At 70.5% G+C, this 19,272-nt stretch carries 13 protein-coding genes and 3 pseudogenes; 13 read left to right on the forward strand and 3 right to left on the reverse strand.

What is annotated here, in order from left to right:
• The first annotated feature begins 595 nt into the window (after window positions 1-595).
• From ACIPLC_RS37045 to ACIPLC_RS37065, 5 genes and pseudogenes are all read left to right on the forward strand, one after another.
• Window positions 596-1,831 (forward strand): SLC13 family permease, encoded by a 1,236-nt coding sequence (locus tag ACIPLC_RS37045; RefSeq protein WP_400477463.1) that lies wholly within the window; start codon window positions 596-598, stop codon window positions 1,829-1,831.
• Between the two features lie 2 nt (window positions 1,832-1,833).
• Window positions 1,834-2,322: a universal stress protein gene (locus ACIPLC_RS37050; RefSeq protein ID WP_400477464.1), complete on the forward strand. Its 489-nt coding sequence runs from the start codon at window positions 1,834-1,836 to the stop codon at window positions 2,320-2,322.
• Window positions 2,323-3,106: 784 nt separating this feature from the next.
• A pseudogene (locus ACIPLC_RS37055) lies at window positions 3,107-3,619 on the forward strand (ParA family protein); the annotation flags it as partial.
• Entirely contained in the window at window positions 3,619-4,830 is a 1,212-nt protein-coding gene (locus ACIPLC_RS37060; RefSeq protein ID WP_400477465.1) for a ParB/RepB/Spo0J family partition protein, read from the forward strand. The pseudogene ACIPLC_RS37055 and the gene ACIPLC_RS37060, both read left to right, overlap by 1 nt.
• A 379-nt stretch (window positions 4,831-5,209) precedes the next feature.
• Window positions 5,210-5,959, forward strand: coding sequence for a hypothetical protein (locus ACIPLC_RS37065; RefSeq protein ID WP_400477466.1), 750 nt, complete (start codon window positions 5,210-5,212; stop codon window positions 5,957-5,959).
• Between the two features lie 234 nt (window positions 5,960-6,193).
• Here ACIPLC_RS37065 and sigJ read toward each other — a convergent pair whose 3' ends face one another.
• On the reverse strand, window positions 6,194-7,174 hold the full coding sequence (sigJ, locus tag ACIPLC_RS37070) for an RNA polymerase sigma factor SigJ (protein WP_400477467.1): 981 nt from the start codon (window positions 7,172-7,174) through the stop codon (window positions 6,194-6,196).
• Window positions 7,175-7,348: 174 nt separating this feature from the next.
• Here sigJ and ACIPLC_RS37075 point away from each other — a divergent pair.
• The 5 genes and pseudogenes from ACIPLC_RS37075 to ACIPLC_RS37095 all read left to right on the forward strand — a co-directional run.
• Window positions 7,349-7,702 (forward strand): annotated as a pseudogene (locus ACIPLC_RS37075) (hypothetical protein); the annotation flags it as partial.
• 492 nt (window positions 7,703-8,194) lie between these two features.
• Entirely contained in the window at window positions 8,195-8,413 is a 219-nt protein-coding gene (locus ACIPLC_RS37080; RefSeq protein ID WP_400477468.1) for a hypothetical protein, read from the forward strand.
• A 181-nt stretch (window positions 8,414-8,594) separates the two neighbouring features.
• A complete protein-coding gene (locus ACIPLC_RS37085; RefSeq protein ID WP_400477469.1) occupies window positions 8,595-10,442 on the forward strand; it encodes an ABC transporter ATP-binding protein in 1,848 nt (615 codons plus the stop codon).
• Window positions 10,443-10,599: 157 nt separating this feature from the next.
• Window positions 10,600-11,289: a GNAT family N-acetyltransferase gene (locus ACIPLC_RS37090; RefSeq protein WP_400477470.1), complete on the forward strand. Its 690-nt coding sequence runs from the start codon at window positions 10,600-10,602 to the stop codon at window positions 11,287-11,289.
• Between the two features lie 92 nt (window positions 11,290-11,381).
• On the forward strand, window positions 11,382-12,023 hold the full coding sequence (locus ACIPLC_RS37095; protein WP_400477471.1) for a nucleotidyltransferase domain-containing protein: 642 nt from the start codon (window positions 11,382-11,384) through the stop codon (window positions 12,021-12,023).
• Between the two features lie 159 nt (window positions 12,024-12,182).
• Here ACIPLC_RS37095 and ACIPLC_RS37100 read toward each other — a convergent pair.
• Window positions 12,183-12,923, reverse strand: a pseudogene (locus tag ACIPLC_RS37100) (oxidoreductase); the annotation flags it as partial.
• Window positions 12,924-13,447: 524 nt separating this feature from the next.
• On the opposite strand from ACIPLC_RS37100, the gene ACIPLC_RS37105 reads away from it, so the two are divergent.
• Window positions 13,448-15,622, forward strand: a complete 2,175-nt coding sequence (locus tag ACIPLC_RS37105) for a HelD family protein (protein WP_400477472.1) — start codon at window positions 13,448-13,450, stop codon at window positions 15,620-15,622.
• Between the two features lie 271 nt (window positions 15,623-15,893).
• Here the strand turns inward: ACIPLC_RS37105 and ACIPLC_RS37110 are convergent, their stop codons facing one another.
• Complete coding sequence (locus tag ACIPLC_RS37110; protein ID WP_400477473.1) at window positions 15,894-16,868, reverse strand: hypothetical protein; 975 nt, start codon at window positions 16,866-16,868, stop codon at window positions 15,894-15,896.
• Between the two features lie 660 nt (window positions 16,869-17,528).
• Between ACIPLC_RS37110 and ACIPLC_RS37115 the strand changes: the two genes are divergently transcribed.
• Window positions 17,529-17,828, forward strand: a complete 300-nt coding sequence (locus ACIPLC_RS37115) for a hypothetical protein (protein ID WP_400477474.1) — start codon at window positions 17,529-17,531, stop codon at window positions 17,826-17,828.
• Window positions 17,829-18,428: 600 nt separating this feature from the next.
• The gene (locus tag ACIPLC_RS37120) at window positions 18,429-18,983 is read left to right on the forward strand and encodes a hypothetical protein (RefSeq protein WP_400477475.1); all 555 of its coding nucleotides are present in this window, start codon (window positions 18,429-18,431) and stop codon (window positions 18,981-18,983) included.
• Window positions 18,984-19,272 lie beyond the last annotated feature (289 nt).

Consider the following 19,272-nt stretch of genomic DNA (forward strand, 5'->3'; position numbering starts at 1 on the left):
GCGCCTCGAAGAACCTCGCCTTCAGCACCTCGAAATCCACGATCCCCGCAACTCCCTGAACTCCAGGGTGTTGCGGGGATCAATAGAACCCGCCGGGGGTCGCCGGTGCTACTTGGTCGCCGCTCTTGACCTGCAGCACGGCCCGGTATCGGTGCTTGGTCAGCCATCTGCGGTCGTCGACATCGGCCTGGTCCTTCTCGCCGATGCCTGGTCCAACGACGATCTCGCGTCAAGGACGTGCTCGGACCGTCCGGCACCTCACCCGACCTCCGTGCCCAACATCCCCTGGGGCTCCACCCGTTGGAGAGTCTGCCGCGTCTGCTGACAGCAGTGGCCAGTTGCCACTCCCCAGTGGCAGTCACTTGGCGGAGAGCTATTTGGCGAAGAGCTATTTGGTGAGGAGTCATCTGGTGGGGAGTCATTTGTCCGCGCCTATCAATACGCTGTGTGATCGCCGCCGACCGGCCGGATTCCATGTCGACGAGCCGGGCTGATTCGGGACAAGCCGTCGTGGCATTGGTGCGAGAGCGTCTGCTTCGATGAGGTCGTCGTCGCCACCTGCAAGGAGCGGGCCCTGAATACGTCGTTCGCTGAGATGCTGTCGGTCGGTCTGCTGCTGGTGGTGTTGGTCTGTGCAGTGGTACGGCCGTGGGGCTGGCCGGAGGCGGTGGTCGCGGTCCCAGCCGCCGCTCTGGTCATCGGCACCGGGGCGATCTCTCTGGACCACGCCCGTGCCGAGGCCGAGCAGCTCGGTCCGGTGATCGGTTTCCTGGCGGCGGTGCTGGTCCTCGCCCAGTTGTGCGACGGCGAGGGGCTGTTTCGCGCGTGTGGGGTCTGGATGTCCCGTCGCACGCGGGGACGGGCGCGCCGGTTGTTGGCCCAGGTGTTCGCGACCGCATCGATCATCACGGCGGTTCTCAGCCTGGACGCCACCGTGGTCCTGCTCACCCCGGTGGTGTTCGCCACCGCCGCCCGGCTCGGCGCCCGGCCCAAGCCGCACGTCTACGCCTGCACCCACCTGTCGAACACCGCCTCCCTCCTGCTGCCGGTCTCCAACCTCACCAACCTCCTGGCCTTCGCCGCAAGCGGCCTGAGCTTCATCCGCTTCGCCGCGCTGATGGCCCTGCCCTGGCTGGTGGCCATCGGGGTCGAGTACGCCGTCTTCCGCCGCTTCTTCGCGACCGACCTGGACGCCGGCGCCCAGGCCCCACCCGCCGTCGAGCCGCCCGAGCTGCCACTGTTCGCTCTGGTCACCGTCGTCTGCACGCTTGCCGGTTTCATCCTCACCTCCGCTATCGGGGTGAACCCCGCGTGGGCGGCCCTGGCCGGCGCACTCGTGCTCGCCACCCGCGCCCTCGCCCAACGCCGCACCACCCTCACCGCGATCGTCCGTGCCGCCGACGTGCCCTTCCTCGCCTTCGTCCTGGCACTGGGCATCGTGGTCCGCGCGGTGGTCGACAACGGGCTCGCCTCCGCGCTCGCACACCTGATCCCGGGCGGCACCACCCTGCCCGCCCTGCTCGGCATCGCGGCGCTGGCCGCCGTCCTGGCCAACATCATCAACAACCTGCCCGCCATCCTGGTCATGCTGCCGCTGACCGCCCCCACCGGACCGGGCGCGGTGCTCGCGGTACTGCTCGGGGTGAACATCGGCCCCAACCTCACCTACGCCGGATCCCTGGCGACCCTGCTCTGGCGACGCATCCTCCGCGAGCACGACACCGACGTGAACCTCGGCGAGTTCACCCGGCTCGGCCTGCTCGTCGTACCCGTGGCCCTGGTCCTCGCCGTGGTAGCACTGTGGATGTCGCTGCACGCCCTCGGAGGCTGATCGTGACCGTCATCGTCTGGATCGTCGAAGGCACCTGGCCGGCCTGCATCGACGCCGCCCGCGCCCACACACCGCAAGGCACCGACATCGTGCTGCTGCACGTCAGTGGCCACGACGTCCCGGGCGCCGCCCATGGCGCTTACGCGGGGCTGCTCGGCCGCGGCCACCGTGAGCGCGACCCTGGCAGCCGCCTGGAAGACCTGGCCGCGGCCTCCGCCCAAGAGCTCCTGCGAACCGCCTCCGAGCGCCTGGGTCGGCCCTGCACCCGCGCGGAGCGCGCCGGGCGGATCGAGCGGGAGGTCCTGGCCGCCGCCGAAGGCATCGACCTGCTGATCCTCGCCCGCGACGGCGACCGCACCCACCTGGGGCCGCGAAGCCTCTCTCCTGCCACCCGCTTCGTCATCGACCACGCCCCCTGCCCCGTCCTCCTCGTCTGGCCCGAACCGGCCCCCGGCATCGCCACCATCCCGCCCCTGCCGCGCCACCGGTAGCCGACCGAACCCACTCGCGGTGGCGTCGTGCGGAGTTACTGTGACAGCGGCCGGGGAGCGCAACCGGCCGCCTGCGGGGCCGCTGACCGGCCGTCCTCGGGGAATTCGGTGCTGGCCGCTGACAACCCGTGAAGAAGCCGATGTTCGGTGCACGGCCTTGCGCGTAACCGCTTCGTCCACCCACAAGGAGCACGATGGCCACGATCGCCAGATCGACTGTGGCCAGACCGCCGCAGACCTGACCAGCCGATTCGACGGGCGTGTTGAGTGTCTGGCCCTTTGTGCTCCAGGCATCTACTCACGTGCTGTACGGGACGGACCAGTGGTGTACGGACGTTCGAGTCGGCCGCTGAAGGTGAGTGTTTCTCGGCAACTGCGCCATCGGCGGCGCCGTTGCCCATGCGTCACACTTCCTGGCGATGACGGGATTCGGGGCCGGGCTGCCGGGGATATCGGGGCGTCCTCGGAAATCAGCGGCCCGAGAAACGGACTGTGTGCCTCATGACACGCGGGTCGTGTCGGCATCAGGCCTGATCATCTGGAATGCTGTTCCAGTCCGCCGTCACCGGCTTTGATCGGCGGGCATCCGCAGTACCGGGCAAGCGGCCTGGGAAGCCCACGGAGAGAACGGAACATCATGAAGCCATCTGTACTTGTCGTGTCCACTGACCCTCAGGGATCCGCCGTCGTCTGGGCGGAGCGGGTGGGGGACAACCTGCCCTTCGATTTCATGGCAGCGCACGACCAGGCCGATCAGCTGCTCCATCTCAAGAAGACCGGTGCCAAGGTCCACGTCATCGCCAACCAGAAGGGCGGCGTCGGCAAGACCACGACCACGGTGAACCTCGCGGCGTGCACCTTCGACGTCCTCGGCGAGAAGGACGAGTACGAGCACATCTTCATCGACACGCCGGGCACCCTGGCCGATGAGGAGATCCTGCGCAGTGCGCTGGAGATAGCGGACGACGTCCTGGTTCCGATGATCACCGAGCCGCTGTGCTTCGACCCGACGGCCCGGACGATCCAGAAGGTCATCGAGCCGATGGACATCCCCTTCCGGGTCGTCATCAACAACTGGGACCCCCGGGACGGCCGCGCCGATCTTGAGGACACCGAGGCGTACATCGCCGCGAAGGGGTGGCCGCGGGCCAAGACGGTCCTGCGGCGTTACAAGATCCACTCCCGGGCGGTGGCCGAGGGAACGGTCGTCACCCAGTACAAGGAGAGCGGCACCGCCTACCGGGCCCGCGAGGACTTCTTCCGCCTGTCCCTCGAGCTCGGGTACGGGGGTCGCTGATGGCCGGCCGTCGTGTTTCCTTCGCCTCGATGGCGGCCGACCCGGTCGTCGACGCCCCCGGGGTGGTCAGAAACCAGGAGGAGACCCCGGCCCGGTGGGTCCCCACCGCCAACTGCCTCCCCAACCCGCGCAACCCGCGCGACGACCTGGGCGACCTGTCGGACCTGGCGAGCATCAAGGACCGCCAGCTGCAGAGCTGCCTCGCCGTCACCCCGGACGCGTACCTCCGGCTCTGGCCGGAGGACCAGGGCCTGCTCGATGCGGGCCCGCAGGACGTGGTCATCGTCAACGGCAACCGGCGCCGGGCCGCTGCCGCACTCTACGGGCGTGAGCAACTGCTCGTCGTCGTCGACGACTCGGTGGCGGACTCCAAGGCGACCCTGCTGCGCGCGGCGCTCGACGAGAACATGGCGCGCAAGGACTTCGACCCGATCGAGGAGGCCAACGCGGTCCTGCTCATCGTGGCGCAGTACGCCACCGCCAAGGAGGCCGCCGAGGCGGAGGGCTGGTCCCAGAGCTGGATCTCGCACCGCAAGAACCTGCTGAAGCTCCACCCCGAGCTGCAGCGGCAGGTGCGGGCCAAGGCGCGGGGCGAGGAGGGCGTCTCCATCAACGTCGCCCGCCGTCTGGGATCGGTCAAGGGCATCGAGGCGATGTCCCTGACCGAGCAGACGGAGCAGCTGGAGCAGCTGCTCCAGGCCGACGCCGACGCCGTCGCGGCCAAGCGGGCGGCGAAGCTGGGGGCCCGGGCGGCGGTGGTTCAGGCCCCCGCCGACGCGGCGACTCCGCAGCCCGCGCCGCAGCGACCCGCCGCACCCGCGAGCCGGGTCGCGACCACGGCCACGCCGTCGGCGGCGGAAGCGTCACCGGCGGAAGCGTCGACCCCTGCCGCCCGGCCGGAGCCCGCCAGCCAGCCAGAGCCTGCCGCCCGGCCGAAGCCCGCTAGCCCCGCCCCGGTCGCGAGCCCTGAGCCCGTTCCGAGCACCGAGCGATTTTCCGCGGAAAATTCCGAGCCTCTCCCGATGCCGAAACAGCGAGCCGTGGCCTCCCCGGCTGAACAGCCGTCGGCCACGCCGTCCGCGGAACTCGGCGACGTCGACTGGCACGACGTCGAGGAACTGGCCGACGCCATCTGCCGCACCCTCTCGGCCGACGAGGCCTACCGCCTCGCCGACGCGCTGGCCAACCGTCTGCTGACGACCAACAGCTGACGCGTCCTCCGGTGCCCGCTCCATCGTTCGCACGGGGCGGGCACCGGATCGCCTTCCCCCGCCGATGCCTGCCCGAGGGAAGCATGGGCTTCTCCGGCGGCCCGTACGTTGCCGCTCAGAGTCCGGCTTCGTACGTCCCGGGTGGCGCGGGCGTCCTGTCGTACGGGAGGTAGTACCGCATGCGGTACGACAGCAGGTGCTGCGCGAGGCCGGTGCAGCCATCGGTGAGGGCGTCCGGGGAGGGGTGGTGCCCGGTTCCGGCGTCCGCTGCCGACGCGGTGACCCGTACGATCGTGCTGTGGCAGGAGTCCGTGACTACCCGAGACGGCTTGATCGTCCGATCAGGGACGTTCAGGCGTGCCTGTCCAGCCGGGGCGGGGTGCGTCCCTACGCCGTCGCTTCGGCCGACTTCGAGCCCCTCCCGCCAGACGGTGCCTCGGACCTGCCCTTCGAGTTCGTCAACGAGGTGTCCGCCACCGTGCTGCCGCCGGAGTTCGGTGCCGCCTTCGGTGAGGGGGTGCTCGCTCAACTGCGGGCTTGGTCCTTCGGGGGCGTTCTGCCCTACGCGCTGCGGGTGCGGCTGCGCGACGCGCACTGGCGTGAGGACCAATCGACGGCAGCCGGTTTTGCGGCAGCCGGGCGGCAGGCGGTCCACGAGTTCTGCGACTCCTTCCACGACGGAGTGGGCCCGCGCCGACTCGTCGCTGTGTCGCCCGCCGTACAGCGGCAGGAGGCGGCCGGTGAGGCGCTGGCCGTCCAGGATGTGCACGTTCGACTGGTCAAGCCCGCAGTGTGCGGCCACTTCGCCGTCGCCACGGCGGACTTCACGCCGCTGCCCGTGGGTGGGGAACTGCTCTTCGAGTTCGTCCTGGAGGTTCCCGGGGACCGCCTCCCGGTGCCATACTCCGAGGCTTTCGAGCGCGGCCTGCGGGAGGCGCTCTACGCCACGGATGACGGGCGGTTGCCCGTTCGGCCGTTCCGTGTCCGCCTGTACGAGGCGCAGTGGAGCGTGGTGGACTCCAACGAGATGATCTTCCAGGCTGCCGGTCGCCAGGCCGCGGCCGAGGCCCTCCGCCGTTCCCGCGAGGGCGGCGAGCCAGGGGCCAGCGGTACCTCCTCGATCGAGTAGACCCCCCCGCGTTCGAGAGCTGCCCCGGACGAACGCCCCTCGATTCACGCGCGGATCTGGGGAATCACCCCGATGCGGTCAGAGCCTTGAGGGCGTCGGTGCTGCTCTGGGTGGCCGGTTCATTCGCCTGTGGTGTGGGGAATGGGGGGCGCGTGGTGTGGCCCGCCGTCCGGGTGGGCTGGCCTGGCCGGCAGGGATGAATGGTTCTGGCGTCGCTTTGGGGGTGGCGCCGGGTCAGGTCTCTTCGCTCTCGGTCCACGCGCGGAGTTTCTCCGGGTTGCGGACAGCCCAGATGCGGTTGACGCGGCCGCCGGTGGTTTCGAATGCGGCCACGGTCACGGTGACGCCGGTGTGCTGGGCGACCAGGCCGGGCCGGCCGTTGACCGTCCGTTCCAGGAGTGTCAGCCCGGGGGCTCTGTCGGCGATGTGGATCAGGTACTGGGCGATGTTCTTGCCGTCCTCGACCGGGCGCAGGACAGCGCCGACCAGGCCGCCGCCGCCGGCGGTCATCGTGGCGTCGGGGTCGAGGAGAGCGACGAGGGCCTCGATGTCCTTGGACTCCCAGGCCTCCTTGAAATGCCCTACCGGACCGGCCTGCCGGGCCTGCCCGGCTGCCGGAGTTGCCGGAGCTTCCGAAGTCGTCGGAGTCCGCGCGGCGCGGATGCGTCGACGGCCGGAGGATGCCAGTTGTCGGCAGGCCGCAGGCGTCCGGCCGACGATCTCGGCGACCTCGGCGAAGGGGTAGCGGAAGACGTCGTGCAGGACGAACGCCACGCGTTCGGCCGGCGTCATCGACTCCAGTACGACGAGGAAGGCCATGTTCACCGACTCGTCCAAGGTGATCCGGTCGGCGGGGTCGGCCGGCTCGGACCTGCCGCCGCGCGCCTGCCCGTTGATCCACTCCGAACGGTCGGGCAGCGGCTCGGGTATCCATGCGCCGACGTGGCGTTCGCGCCGGGCCCGCGCCGAGCCGAGCACGTCCAGGCAGACGCGGCTGGCCACCGTCGTCAGCCATGCGCCGGGTGACGCGATGGCCTCCTGCTGTCGTCGCGACATCGCGTACCAGCGGGTGTAGGTCTCCTGCACGGCGTCCTCGGCCTCGGACAGCGAACCGAGGAGTCGGTAGGCGAGATTGAGGAGCTGGCGCCGCTCGCCGACGGTCGTGCTCAGGTCCGGTGTGGACCGGTCGTGCCCTGGTTCGGATGAGGTGCTCATGGTCGCGACCGCTCCCTGGTTCGTGGTCGTCCGCTTCTGCTCTCACTCCTTCGACGAAACCCGGCACTGGACTGTGAGGTCGGCGTCGCACCTCACATGTCGCGGGCCTGTGTCGTCGGACTGCCGAGACACTACCGATCCACCGCCGCAGGGCAGAAGAGACGGGACCACATCATGGCCGTACGGACGACGACAGCACCGGGCAGATTCATGTTCCTGCACGTCGCGATCGCCTTGCAGACCTTGGCGATCCTCTTCCAGGCGGTCACCGCCGGACTGCTGCTCTCCTCGTCCCACGGCGAGGTGATGCACAGCGTGGGAGCGCGCGTGATGTACGGCGCGTCGATGCTGTACGTGCTCGCCGCGATCCTGGCGTGGCGGCCGGGCGGCGGCTCGCCCCGACCCGTCCTGTACGCGTCGTGCTTCCTCGCACTCGCCTCGGTGCAGGTGGTCCTCGGGGTCGCGCACAAGCCGGCGCTCCATGTTCCCCTGGGCGTCCTGATGTTCAGCCTGAGCGTGCTGGTGCTGCGCCAGGCGCTGTTCGGCGCCCCTGGGGTCAACTCGCGACGGTTGAATACGCGAGCCCACCAGTACCGAGGCCGATCTCCACCTGCGCGCCGGCAGGTGCGGCGTAGTGGAGTCGGCAAGGGCGGTCATCCGTTCCCAGGCTCGGTGCCGATACCCCTTCCAGGCGTCCGCTCCGGGCATCAGCCCACCCCGGTTCGGGAGGCGCGCCGGTGTTGTCGCTACGCCTGGGCGGTTCGCCATGGCTGCATGGCTATCACCTGACGTGAATGATTGCTCATGGGCAATGGTTTACCCCTGGAATCAGCAGTCTGGTGGCGGCTCGTCACGCACGGTTTCTTGGTGGAGTCTTGACCCGAAAATCAGGTCAGACGACTGCCGACTTGGATAAGTCGGAATAATTATCAAATTTTCACATTTTGCTCACCGGCGCTTGTGTATCGGGGAGGTGAGGATGACGATGGATTGAGGGGGACTTCGAAAGAAGGTCTGATCATGTCATTCCTCCGAGAGTTCCGGTCCTTTGGCCGCTTCCGTGATGACTGGGGCGGCGGTGGTCGCGGTGGCGGCTACGGCGGCGATGATCGTGGCCGCGGGGACTACGGCGGTTACGGCGGTTACGACGACTTCGGCGGCGACCGTGGTGGTGACTACGGTGGCGACTACGGTGGCGACCGTGGCGGCTACGGCGGTGGCTACGGAGGCCGGTGGTAAGGATCGCCTCCCTGTGAGAGCGGGCCGGGCATGAGTGCCCGGCTTTGCCGTGTCACCCCGGGGTGACCCACGCCGTCAGCGTGTGCGGTGATCTTCCAATCCGGTGCAGGGCCTCTTTGATCGGGAGTTCCTCTCGATCCGGGAGTGACCTGGGCTCGGGGACGAGCGAGAAGACCGTGAGATGACGAGGAAACGCTACCTACGGTCGGTTCTGCGACGCTTTCTCACGGTCGCCGAGACCTCCGAGGCCGTGGTCGCCGCGGCACCGCCGGTTCCGCTCCTGGAGATCTTCCGGCGTTTCTGGCCCTACACCAAGGGCGGCCGCCGCTGGCTGGTGGTGCTGCTGGCCCTGGTCGCGGTGGGTCCGGCGGTCGAGGCGGCGGAGATCTGGCTGTTCAAGATCGTGATCGACGACATGCTCGTGCCGCACCGGCTGAACCTGTTCGTGCCGATCGCCCTCGCCTATGCGGGGCTGACCCTGCTCTCCGGAGCGCTCGGCTTCGCCAGCCGGGTGACCTCCACCTGGGTCAGCGAACGCTTCCTGCTCATCCTGCGGTCGGACGTGTTCCGGCACATCCAGGGCCTGTCGCTGGGCTTCTTCGAGCGCCGGCGGCTCGGTGACGTGCTGTCCCGGGTGACCGGCGACGTGGACGCGGTCGAGACCTTCCTGCTCTCCGGCATCGTCAACGCGATCGGCCAGGTGGCGCGGCTCGCCATCTACGTCGGCCTGCTGCTGGTGCTGCGCTGGGACCTGACGCTGGTCGCGCTGGTCGCCGCACCGCTGTTCTTCCTCACCGCCCGCAGCTTCGCCAAGCTGATCCGGGCGGCCTCGCGCGAACGCCGTCGGCGCAGCGGCTCGATCAGCGCGGTCGCCGAGGAGACGCTCGGCAACATCGCGCTCGTCCAGGCCTACAACCGGCAGGGCTGGGAGCACGCCAGGTTCCAGCGCGAGAGCGTCGGCCGGTACCACGCGGCGATGGCCTCGACCAGGATCGGCGCGCTCTACGGACCGACGGTCGACTTCGTCGAACTGATCGGCGGCCTGGTGGTCATGGGCCTCGGGGCCTGGGAACTCGTGCACGGCCGGCTCACCATCGGTGGACTCATGGTCTTCCTCGCCCTGCTGAGCAGGCTCTACGGCCCGATCCAGAGCATGTCCGGACTCGGCAACACCTTCTATGCGGCCTCCGCCGCCGCCGAGCGGATCATCGAACTGCTCGACCAGCGCCCGGTGGTGACCGATCCCGTCACCCCCCGGCGGCTCGGCCGCGCCCGGGGCGGGATCGAGTTCGACGACGTCACCTTCCGTTACCCGGACGTGGAGACGCCCGCGCTGTCCGGGGTCTCCTTCGAGGTGGCGCCGGGGGAGACCCTGGCCCTGGTCGGAGCCAGTGGCGCGGGCAAGTCGACCGTCGCCAAGCTGCTGCTGCGCTTCTACGACCCGGACGCCGGCGCGGTACGGCTCGACGGCCTCGACCTCCGCGACCTCGCCCTCACCGACCTGCGCGAGAACGTCGCGGTGGTGCTCCAGGAGACCCTGGTCTTCCACGGCACCGTCCGGGAGAACATCGCCTACGGGCGCCCCGAGGCGAGTGAGGCCGAGATCCTGGCGGCGGCCCGGGCGGCGGACGCCCACGAGTTCATCACCCGGCTCCCGGACGGCTACGACACCCTGGTCGGCCAGCGCGGCCGGCTGCTCTCCGGCGGCCAGCGCCAGCGCCTCGCGATAGCCCGCGCGATGATCCGGGACGCCCCCGTCCTCGTCCTCGACGAGCCCACCACCGCCCTGGACGCGGAGTCGAGCCACCGGATCATGGGCCCGCTGCGCCTGCTCATGGCCGACCGTACGACGATCATCATTTCGCACAACCTGCTGACCGTCCGCGACGCCGACCAGATCGTCCTGCTCGACCAGGGTCGGCTCGTCGCCCGCGGCACCCACGCCGATCTCCTCGTCCGCAGCTCCGCCTACGCCGGCCTGCACCGGCTGCACCACCCGCCGGGGGAGTCCGTGGAGGCCGTTCCCTGAGCCTTCGCGGGGGCGTAGCGGACCTCGGTGCGGCGCCTCGGTGCGGCGCTGGCTGTGGCCTCCGGCCCTGGCCCGGTTGCGGAGTGTCCGTGGAGCGCCAGGAGGTCCGTGTCGAAAATCAGATGACCGGTGCTGCCCCGGCCTTCAACAATGGCGCATGCTGACTGACCACTGGCCGCTGCTGGGACTGCGCCTCAACACTCCCCGCCTGGAGCTCCGACTGCCCGGCGACGACGAGTTGGCCGACCTGGCCGACCTGGCGGCGGAAGGCATCCACGAGCCGGACCGGATGCCCTTCATCGTGCCGTGGACCGACCTGCCTCCGGCGGAACGGGCACGCTCGGTGGTGCAGCACCACTGGCTGCGCCGGGGAACCTGGTCCCCCGACGACTGGGCGCTCACCCTCGCCGTCTTCGAGAGCGGTCGGGTCGTCGGTCTGCAGACCATCGCCGCCCGGGACTTCGCCGTACTGCGGGAGGTCAGCACCGCCTCCTGGCTCGGCGTGCGGTATCAGCGACGAGGGATCGGTACCGAGATGCGCGCCGCGGTACTACATCTGGCCTTCGCCGGTCTGAACGCGCTGGAGGCGACGTCGGGCGCCTTCGAGGACAACGCCTCCTCGTTCGCCGTGTCCCGGAAGCACGGCTACGAACTCGACGGCATCGACCGCCACGTGGTCCGCGGCCGGCCTGCGACGACGAGGCGGCTGAGGCTGACGCGTGCCCGCTGGGAGGCGCACGAGCGCGTCCCGGTCTCGATCCTGGGGCTGCCGTCCTGCCTGCCGATGTTCGGAGTACCGCGTGGCGAATCCGACTGGCCTGGGCACCGGCGGCCAGGCACTGGATGATCTTCGCGTTCGAGGAGTGACGAAGAGGGACGGGCCGCGGACCGGGGTGCCTCTCGGACACGGCCGTTCGGATCTGTTGGTAGATTTCTGCGGTGAGCGAGCAACTGCCCAGCGGTGGCATCGAGCTGTCACCCGACGAGATCGCGGCCCTCGACGCCAGGTGGTCATCGTGCTGGACGCCGGATGAGGTCGCGCAGCGACTGGCTGGGATCGGCGCGCCCTGGTGTGTGGCCGCGGGGTGGGCGCTGGACCTCTTCCGCGGCGGGCGGACGCGCGCGCACGGGGACATCGAGATCGCGATTCCGGCCGCGAGCTTTCCCGAGGTCCGCAACCGCTTCCCCGGATACGTCTTCGACGCGGCTGGCAGCGGCCGGATCTGGGAGGACGCCACACCGGAGGCGCTGGCCGCCGTGCATCAGACATGGCTGCGCGATCCTGCCACCGGTGACTACCTGCTCGATGTGTTCCGCGAACCGCACGACCGCGACGTCTGGATCTGCCGACGCGATGAGAGGATCCGGCTTCCCTACAGCGACATCATCCGCCACACCCCAGGCGGCGTCCCGTACCTGGTGCCCGAGCTGGTCCTGCTGTTCAAGGCCAAGAACCTCCGCCGAAAGGATCAGGCGGACTTCGATGCGACCGTCCCGCTGATGACCCCGGCTCAGCGCGGGACCCTGGCCGAACTGCTCGCCCGCGTGCACCCGGGGCATCCCTGGCTCGTGGACCTGTAGCCCCCCGCGTCGGCCAGCGTCTCAGGTCGCCACGTGCAGGGCGGGACCCCGCCCACGTGGTGCTCGGCGACATCGACGGCCGCGGAATGCGGGCCAGGAGAATCCCTGGCCCGCATGGCGTCGCAGCTGTGGGTGCGCTGTCCGGGAATGCGGTCGCCGTCAGCCCCTGGGGAATTCGCCGCCGTCCACGACGAGATTGCGCCCGGTCAGCCAGTTCGCCCGGTCGGACAGGAGGAACAGCACCGCGTGGGCGATGTCGTCGGGCTGACCGTCGCGCCCCAGCGGGGGAGTGGTGTTGTCCTGGCCCGGCCCCGCGTCCAGGCGCGCCCACTGCTCGCGCGTCGCTTCGCCGCCGGGGGTGGCGGTTCGGCCGGGAGACACGGTGTTGACCCGGATCCCGTGCGGGGCCAGTTCGGCGGCCAGTCCCCGGCTGTAGGCCTCCAGCGCGGCCTTCGCCGCCACGTAGTGCAGGAACGGCGGTGCCACGGTGGGGACCGCGGCCGAGGAGACGTGCACGACCACCCCCGAACGCCGTTCCCGCATCCCCGGTGCCAGCAGCGCGTCCAGCCGCACCGACGCCAGGAAGTTCAGGTCCAGTGCGTCCTGCCACTGCTCGTCGGGGATGGCCAGAGCGCCCTGGTGCGGTCGCGCCCCACCCACGTTGTGGACCAGGACGTCCACTCCGCCGAGCACCTCCTGCGCGGCCGCGGCGAGCGCCTCCGCGCCGGTCCGCGTCCGCACGTCGGCCGCCACGAAGGCGGCCCCCTTCGGCACCGTGCTCGTCGCCGACCTGGCGGTCGTGAGCACCTCGGCGCCCGCGTCCAGGAGTTGGTGCACGATGGCTGCTCCGATTCCGCGAGAACCACCTGTGACCAGGGCCCGCTTTCCCGAGAGCTCTCGCGTTCCCGTTCAGTTTTCGATCGTGGTCATTTCCATGGTCCTCTCGATTTGTGCGTTCGCCTGCTCGGTGGAATGAGGATTGACGTGCTGTGCGGAGCGCGAATTCTTCGGGGAATCGCGGTGGGCGCCTCGTCGAGCTGTTTCACGGTACGGCCGGGAAAGAACGGGAGGCAAAGACGAAATGTCAGCAGGTGCTATAGGGAGGTCCTATGGCGCGCCGAGGCCCCGCCGGTCACTCCCCGCCGGTCACTCCCCGCCGTCCATCGTCCGTGGATACTCACCCCGCGCCCCCGCGCCCCGACGGGCCCGGACCGCCCCGACCGCCCGGGTCCCCTGCTGCTCCGACTCCCTCACCGTCCGTTTGTGCCGGACCTGTAGGAGCTGATGTGGCGTCATATTCATGGTGAAGCTTGATAGTTGGGGAAGCCTGGCGCCGAGGCCTCAACGGCGGCGTGTTCGTCAACTTTTACTTTTCCCCGCCTGCCCCCGCATAGTGACGGGCCGAACCCGAGAGGAGGCCCGTCGTGCCGTACAGCGATGACCGTGCCGAGCGCCAGGTACAGGCGGAAACCGTGCAGGTGGGGGCCGTGTGCGCCGAGTACGACCGGCGCCTGGAACAGGCGCGCGCCGAGCTTGCCCGTACCCTTGCCGCGCCCGCCGACGGCGCCGGGGCCGTGTACGAGCGGGACCTGGCGGCCGCGCGGTGGGCCGGGGAGGTGCGCCGCTTGGAAGGCGCCGGCCACGGGCTGGTGTTCGGCCGCATCGACACCGCCGACGGCACCGTGCTGCGGATCGGGCGCCTGGGCCTGCACACCGAGGCGGACGAACTGCCGCTGCTGGTGGACTGGCGGGCCGAGGCCGCCCGGCCCTTCTACGAGGCCACGCCCGTCCACCCGATGGGCCTGCGCCGTCGGCGCCACCTGCGTCTGGACGGTCGCACCGTCGCCGCCGTCAGCGACGAACTGCTGGACGGCTCCGACCCCACCGGCGAGGACGTGGTCGGCGACGGCCCGCTGCTGGAGGCCCTGTCGGCCCGGCGCACCGGACGCATGGGCGCCGCGGTCGCCACCCTCCAGGCCGAGCAGGACGCGATCGTCCGCTCCCGCCACCGCGGGGTGACGGTGGTGCAGGGCGGCCCCGGCACCGGCAAGACGGTGGTGGCCCTGCACCGCGCCGCCTACGTGCTGTACGCCTTCCCGCGCGCCGCCGAACGCGGCGTCCTCGTGCTGGGCCCCAACGCCCGCTTCCTGGACTACATCTGCCAGGTACTGCCCTCGCTCGGGGAGAACGACGTCGCCCTGGCGACCTGTGCCGACCTCGCCCCCGCCACCCCCGGCCCGGTGGCGCCCGAGGAGCCGCGGGCCGCCCTCCTCAAGGGCGACCCCGCCCTCGCCGACGCCCTGGCCGCCGTGGTCCGCGCGCACCAGGCCCCGGCGGCGGACGGCCTGACCATACGGGTCGGCCAGGAGGAACTGCAGCTGCCGCAGTCCGACCTCACCGCCGCCGCCCGCGCCGCCACCGCCGACGGCCTCGCCCACAACCGCGCCCGCGACCTGTTCCGGGACCTGCTGGTCGACGCCCTCACCCGCGCCCTCGAACGCGACACCGCCCACACCCTCGACCAGCTCGACGCCGAGGTCGCCCAGCTCACCGGCCTCGACCTCGACCGTGTCGCCGCCGCGGGCCTGCGCCACCTGGGCCTCGACGCGTCAAGTGCCCACGACACTGCGGGCCTCGACGAGGCCTCGGGCACGTTCGACGCTCCGGGCACCTTCGATGCCTCGGGCACTTTCAATGCCTCGGGCACCTTCGACACCTTCGATGCCGAGGCCGTCCGCGCGAGCCTGCTGGACGACCCGCACCTCGACCGCGTCGTCGACACCCACTGGCCCGTCCTCACCCCGCACGATGCCGTCCGCGCCCTGCTCACCGACCCCGCCGCCCTCGCCACCCACCTGCCCCACCTCTCCGACGACCAGCGTGCCCACCTGCTGCACGCCCCCGACGCCCCGTGGACCGACGCTGACCTGCCGCTGCTGGACGAGGCCGCCGCCCTGCTCGACGGCCCCCCGCAGCGCAGTTGGGGCCACGTCGTCGTCGACGAGGCCCAGGAACTCACCGCGATGCAGTGGCGCGCCGTGCTGCGCCGCTGCCCCACCCGCTCGATGACCGTGGTCGGCGACTTCGCCCAGGCCGGCCCCGCCGCCCAGGCCCGCGACTGGCACGAGGCCCTCCACCCGCACACCGGGAGCCGCTTCGACCTGCACACCCTGACCGTCAGCTACCGCACCACGCAGGAGATCCTCGCCGCCACCACCGACCTGCTCGCCCGCATCGCCCCCGGCCAGGCCCGCGCCCGCGCCATCCGCCACGGCGAAGCCCCGCGCACCCTCACCACCCAGGCCCACGGCCTCGCCGCCGCCGTCCTGGCCGAACTGCACGCCCAGACGGCCGCCCACCCCGGCGACCTCCTCGCCGTGGTCTGCGCGGACGCCCGCCTGCCGGAGCTGGAGGTCGCCGGCCTCCCCGGACACGTCCGCCTCGTCCCCGCCTCCGAGGCGCGCGGCCTGGAGTTCGACGCCGTCCTCGTCGTCGACCCCGACCAGATCACCGCCGCCCGCCCGGCCGGCGAACGCGACCTGTACGTCGCCCTCACCCGCGCCACCCGGCGCCTGTGCGTGATCAGGTCCGGGGAGTAGGCAGGGGCGGGGCGGGGCGGGGGGAGCGGTTCGGGGGAGCGGCCCGGGATGGCGGGCCCACTGAACACCGGGCGGGCGTGGATCCAGCGCGGTGTCGTCGCCGCTGCTGCCGCTGCCGCGCTCCGGCAGCAGCGGCTCCGTGGCTCCGTGGATTCGGCTCGGAGTCTTCGTCCGGCCCAAGCAGATCGTGCTTCGGTCCTACGACCGGATCGTCGGGTTCCTGCTCGACCGGATCGCCGCGAGAAGGCGCCGATCCGGGCCAGTCGGCGCTCTATGCAAACTCCCGGTCCGCCTTCGCGGCACGGAAGGCGGGATAGCGCGGCAGCGGAGCCACATCCCACTCCCGGGCGGCCTTGCGCAGCAGGTGCCGCATGGTCTGCGCGAACGCCGGGAACTCCTCGAGCGCGCTCGCCACGTGCCAGCGGTGCCTGAGGACCTGGCGCCTGGTCGCCACGGGTCGACGTGTCCTGTGCATCGGTCCGTCCTGCACCGCGCGCGGCAGCAGGCGCACGGTCGCGTTCACCGTCCAGACCGCGACGGCTTGCCGCATCCCGGCCTGCCACACCGCATCCTCGGCCAGCGCCGGGTACACCGCGACGACCTCCGCCCGGTAAGCCTCCTCAACCTTCCGTGTGATCCCCGCAGGCAAGGTGAAGACGCACCAGCAGGTGGAGAACGGCATCCTGCAGTACGCGGCCGTCAGGAACACCGACTGGTAGCACGCGGCTTCGAAGTCGAGCAGCCGCAGACCCCGCGGCGTGAGCAGGTTGTTGTCAGGGCAGATGTCGCCCGGGGTGAACGCCGGGTACTCCTCCCCGCCCGCCGTTCCGATGCGAGCGAGTTCCTCACCCAGCCCGGCGGCAACCGCAACACCGGCCGCGTCGAGCACCGCGGGCAAGGCAGCCACATCCCGCGCGATCCACGGCTCGTCGTCCCAGGCGGTCATCCCCGCGCCGTACCGGGCCCACAACTGCCCGAACTCGACCCGCCGATGTGCCGACTTCGCAGCCAGCCGCCCAAGCTCGCGCGCCCAGGCCACCAGGCCTTCCTCGGCGGCCTTCGAGTCGCCTCCCAGTAGTACATCCGCCAGCGTCGGCGAATCACCGAGGTCCGCCATGACCAGTAGCGGGACCTTAGGGTCCACCCCCATCACCTCGGGACCGGCAAGGCCGAACGAGAGCCCGGTCGCTTCCGCAGCAAAGCAGCGCCGAGCCTCCGGCTCGTCGCTGTAGGCCTTGACGATCACGCTCTCCCCGGCACCGGTCCGACAGCGCAGCACAGTGCTGCGCCGGCTTCCGCCCAAGTCGACGGGCTCGGAGAGCTCCGTGTCCAACAGCTCTGCAGCGGCACGCAATATCCAATCCACCCGGGCATCCTGCCATCACGGCCGCGACCGTCGCGTACCGGTGAGCAGGCCGTCCCCGAAACCCGCTACGACAGCCGATCACCACTGTCGGAGTCGCTGGCTGGGTCGAGCAGTGGGGTCAGCCGCTCGACGGAACGGCTGAGGACGCCTGTTCCGGCGGGAAATCGTCCCTGGTGGCATAGATCCCGTTCCTGATGTCCGTCCTGAGGGACTCCAGGGCGTACCGCGCGGTCTGTTCCTCGCCGCCTCGCCACACCATCCTCCATCGAATACCTGATCGACCAATCCGCGTGACATCGAGCACCGAAGACAGTAGCGACCGGGGACGTCCCTTCTCACCGGAGTTTGACCACCGTCCAGGCCGCCCGATCGAAAAGCGCGTGCGCTTCCACCGAGACGTGTGCCATCGTCAGGGCCGTGCCAGCCAGAAACCGTCGCCTGCCGCGTGATCAGTCGTGGCCGCTCACCTCGACGGACATCCGTACCGTCCTGGGCGTAGAAGAGGCGGGCGTCTACTCCCTGAGCTTCCAGGACAGCCCAATGAGCGACGGGACTCTGCTGCAAGTCGTTTGGAACGCGCCGCTCTCCTCCAACTACGGCTACAGCGGCATCCGCTCCAGTCTGTCGCGCAGCGTGGGAATCGGTGTCGCCCCGCTCCTGTCGACCGATCGGGCCGGGGCCCGGCAGGCCCTCCGGCAGTACGCCCTCCCCGAACTCGTCGCCTGGATCGACGCTGTCCAGCACGCCCCCGAGACCTGGATCCTGACCTCACGCCGCCGCTCCTGGCGACTCGCCGGCAACTCCACGGTCTACCGCGACGACTGGCAGCCGTACCAATGACCACCGCCATGATGAGCGTCACGCGATCCTCGGCCGGCGGGACGGCCGGCCAGCCGTCCCGCCGGACCGCCACCCGGTACTCGCCTTGGAGGCCCCGCGGGACGGCGACCGTGTAGACGGTGTGGCGCACGCCGTCGACGTCGATCGAGTACCCCGTTCGGACCGGGAAGTCCCGTCCCTGGCGGGAGAGATGGTCGACCGTCTCGCCATCAGCCATCAGCATCACCGACCACTGGCCGTGGTACGGGCTGGCACCGATGGGGGCGCCGTCCGGCAGCATCCTGGGGCATCGGCCGCGTTGGCGGGCGGCGCCGTCGGCGGGCGCCGGGGGTCAGGACGTGCGCTGGGCGCGGGCCAGGCGCTCTGCCTCGGTGTGGCGGGCCGGGGACAGCACGTCCACCGGTGTGCCCGCGCCCTCAGTTTGTCGTTTAACGTCCGGCTTCGAACGAGCGGGCCCCGGAGTGGCAGGCTGTGGCCGTGAGAATCGCGAGGGACGACCAGCCAAGGCCGCTGTCGACGTGCTGGCTCTACTGGATCGCCGTACCGACCGGGGACCAAGCGGGAGTCATTGCCTCCCTGGGCCTCACCCGACCCGTACCCGTGACGTTCGCCGAGGCTGAGGCTGTCATCGACGACGACGGCCACGGAGAGGCCGAGGACAACCCGGACGGACTGGCCCGGGTGTACGTGAGTCCTGAGATCGAGGGATGGACTCTGGTGATCGGCCCGTGGTGCGACCCGTGCAATACCGCCAGAAGTGACGAGGTCCTGCGCCTGTGTGCCGACCTCAGCTCCCGCTACGGAGTGGCCCAGGCGTACTACTTCGGCACACAGAACGACGGCTCGGCCTGGCTGATCGCAGAGCACGGGGTGGTGGTGCGGCGGTACTGCGAGACCGGCGAGATCGACGACGGACTCCTCACACTGGGACAGCCCCTTGCACAGGAACAGGCCGAGCGGCAGCGGATGGGTCTGCCGCAGACCTGGAACGAGAGCGAGCGCAACGACGAGGCCGAGGAGGAGTGGAAGTGGCGGGCGTTCGACATGGCCCCCGAGATCGCCACCGCCCTGGGCATCAGCCCGCTCGCGCTGACCGAGTCGATGCGCGTACGCGGCGTTGGCGTTCTTGCGGAGACACCTGTTCCGGTGCGCTGAACACCGCATTCAGCACTTCGCCGCGGTCCTTCTCGGCTTGGCGCCCTTCTTGTGGTGGGCGGGCTGGGCGTACGCCTCGCCGGTGGCCAGGACTCTGCCGACCTCGTGGTGGGCGGCGGGCCGCTGGTTCTTGCGGCCGGGCGGTCGGCCTGGTCCGGGGCGGGTGGGTTTCGGCGCTTGCGCTGGTGAGGGGGGAGGCTGTCGCACGACTTCGCCCGTCCGGGAGTCAAGAGCGATTCGATGTTCGATTCCAGTCGTTGCGGGGATGTTGGAGTCTGGGTCCGTGGGG

This window comes from Kitasatospora sp. NPDC086801, assembly GCF_044745805.1.
Classification (GTDB): Bacteria; Actinomycetota; Actinomycetes; order Streptomycetales; family Streptomycetaceae; genus Kitasatospora.

Excerpts from the sequence above, each read along its gene's own strand:
- ACIPLC_RS37115 (WP_400477474.1), top strand. The coding sequence starts at position 17,529 with ATGAGCGACGGGACTCTGCTGCAAGTCGTTTGGAACGCGCCGCTCTCC.
- ACIPLC_RS37060 (WP_400477465.1), top strand. The coding sequence starts at position 3,619 with ATGGCCGGCCGTCGTGTTTCCTTCGCCTCGATGGCGGCCGACCCGGTC.
- sigJ (WP_400477467.1), bottom strand. The coding sequence starts at position 7,174 with ATGAGCACCTCATCCGAACCAGGGCACGACCGGTCCACACCGGACCTG.
- ACIPLC_RS37085 (WP_400477469.1), top strand. The coding sequence starts at position 8,595 with ATGACGAGGAAACGCTACCTACGGTCGGTTCTGCGACGCTTTCTCACG.
- ACIPLC_RS37045 (WP_400477463.1), top strand. The coding sequence starts at position 596 with ATGCTGTCGGTCGGTCTGCTGCTGGTGGTGTTGGTCTGTGCAGTGGTA.
- ACIPLC_RS37080 (WP_400477468.1), top strand. The coding sequence starts at position 8,195 with ATGTCATTCCTCCGAGAGTTCCGGTCCTTTGGCCGCTTCCGTGATGAC.
- ACIPLC_RS37090 (WP_400477470.1), top strand. The coding sequence starts at position 10,600 with ATGCTGACTGACCACTGGCCGCTGCTGGGACTGCGCCTCAACACTCCC.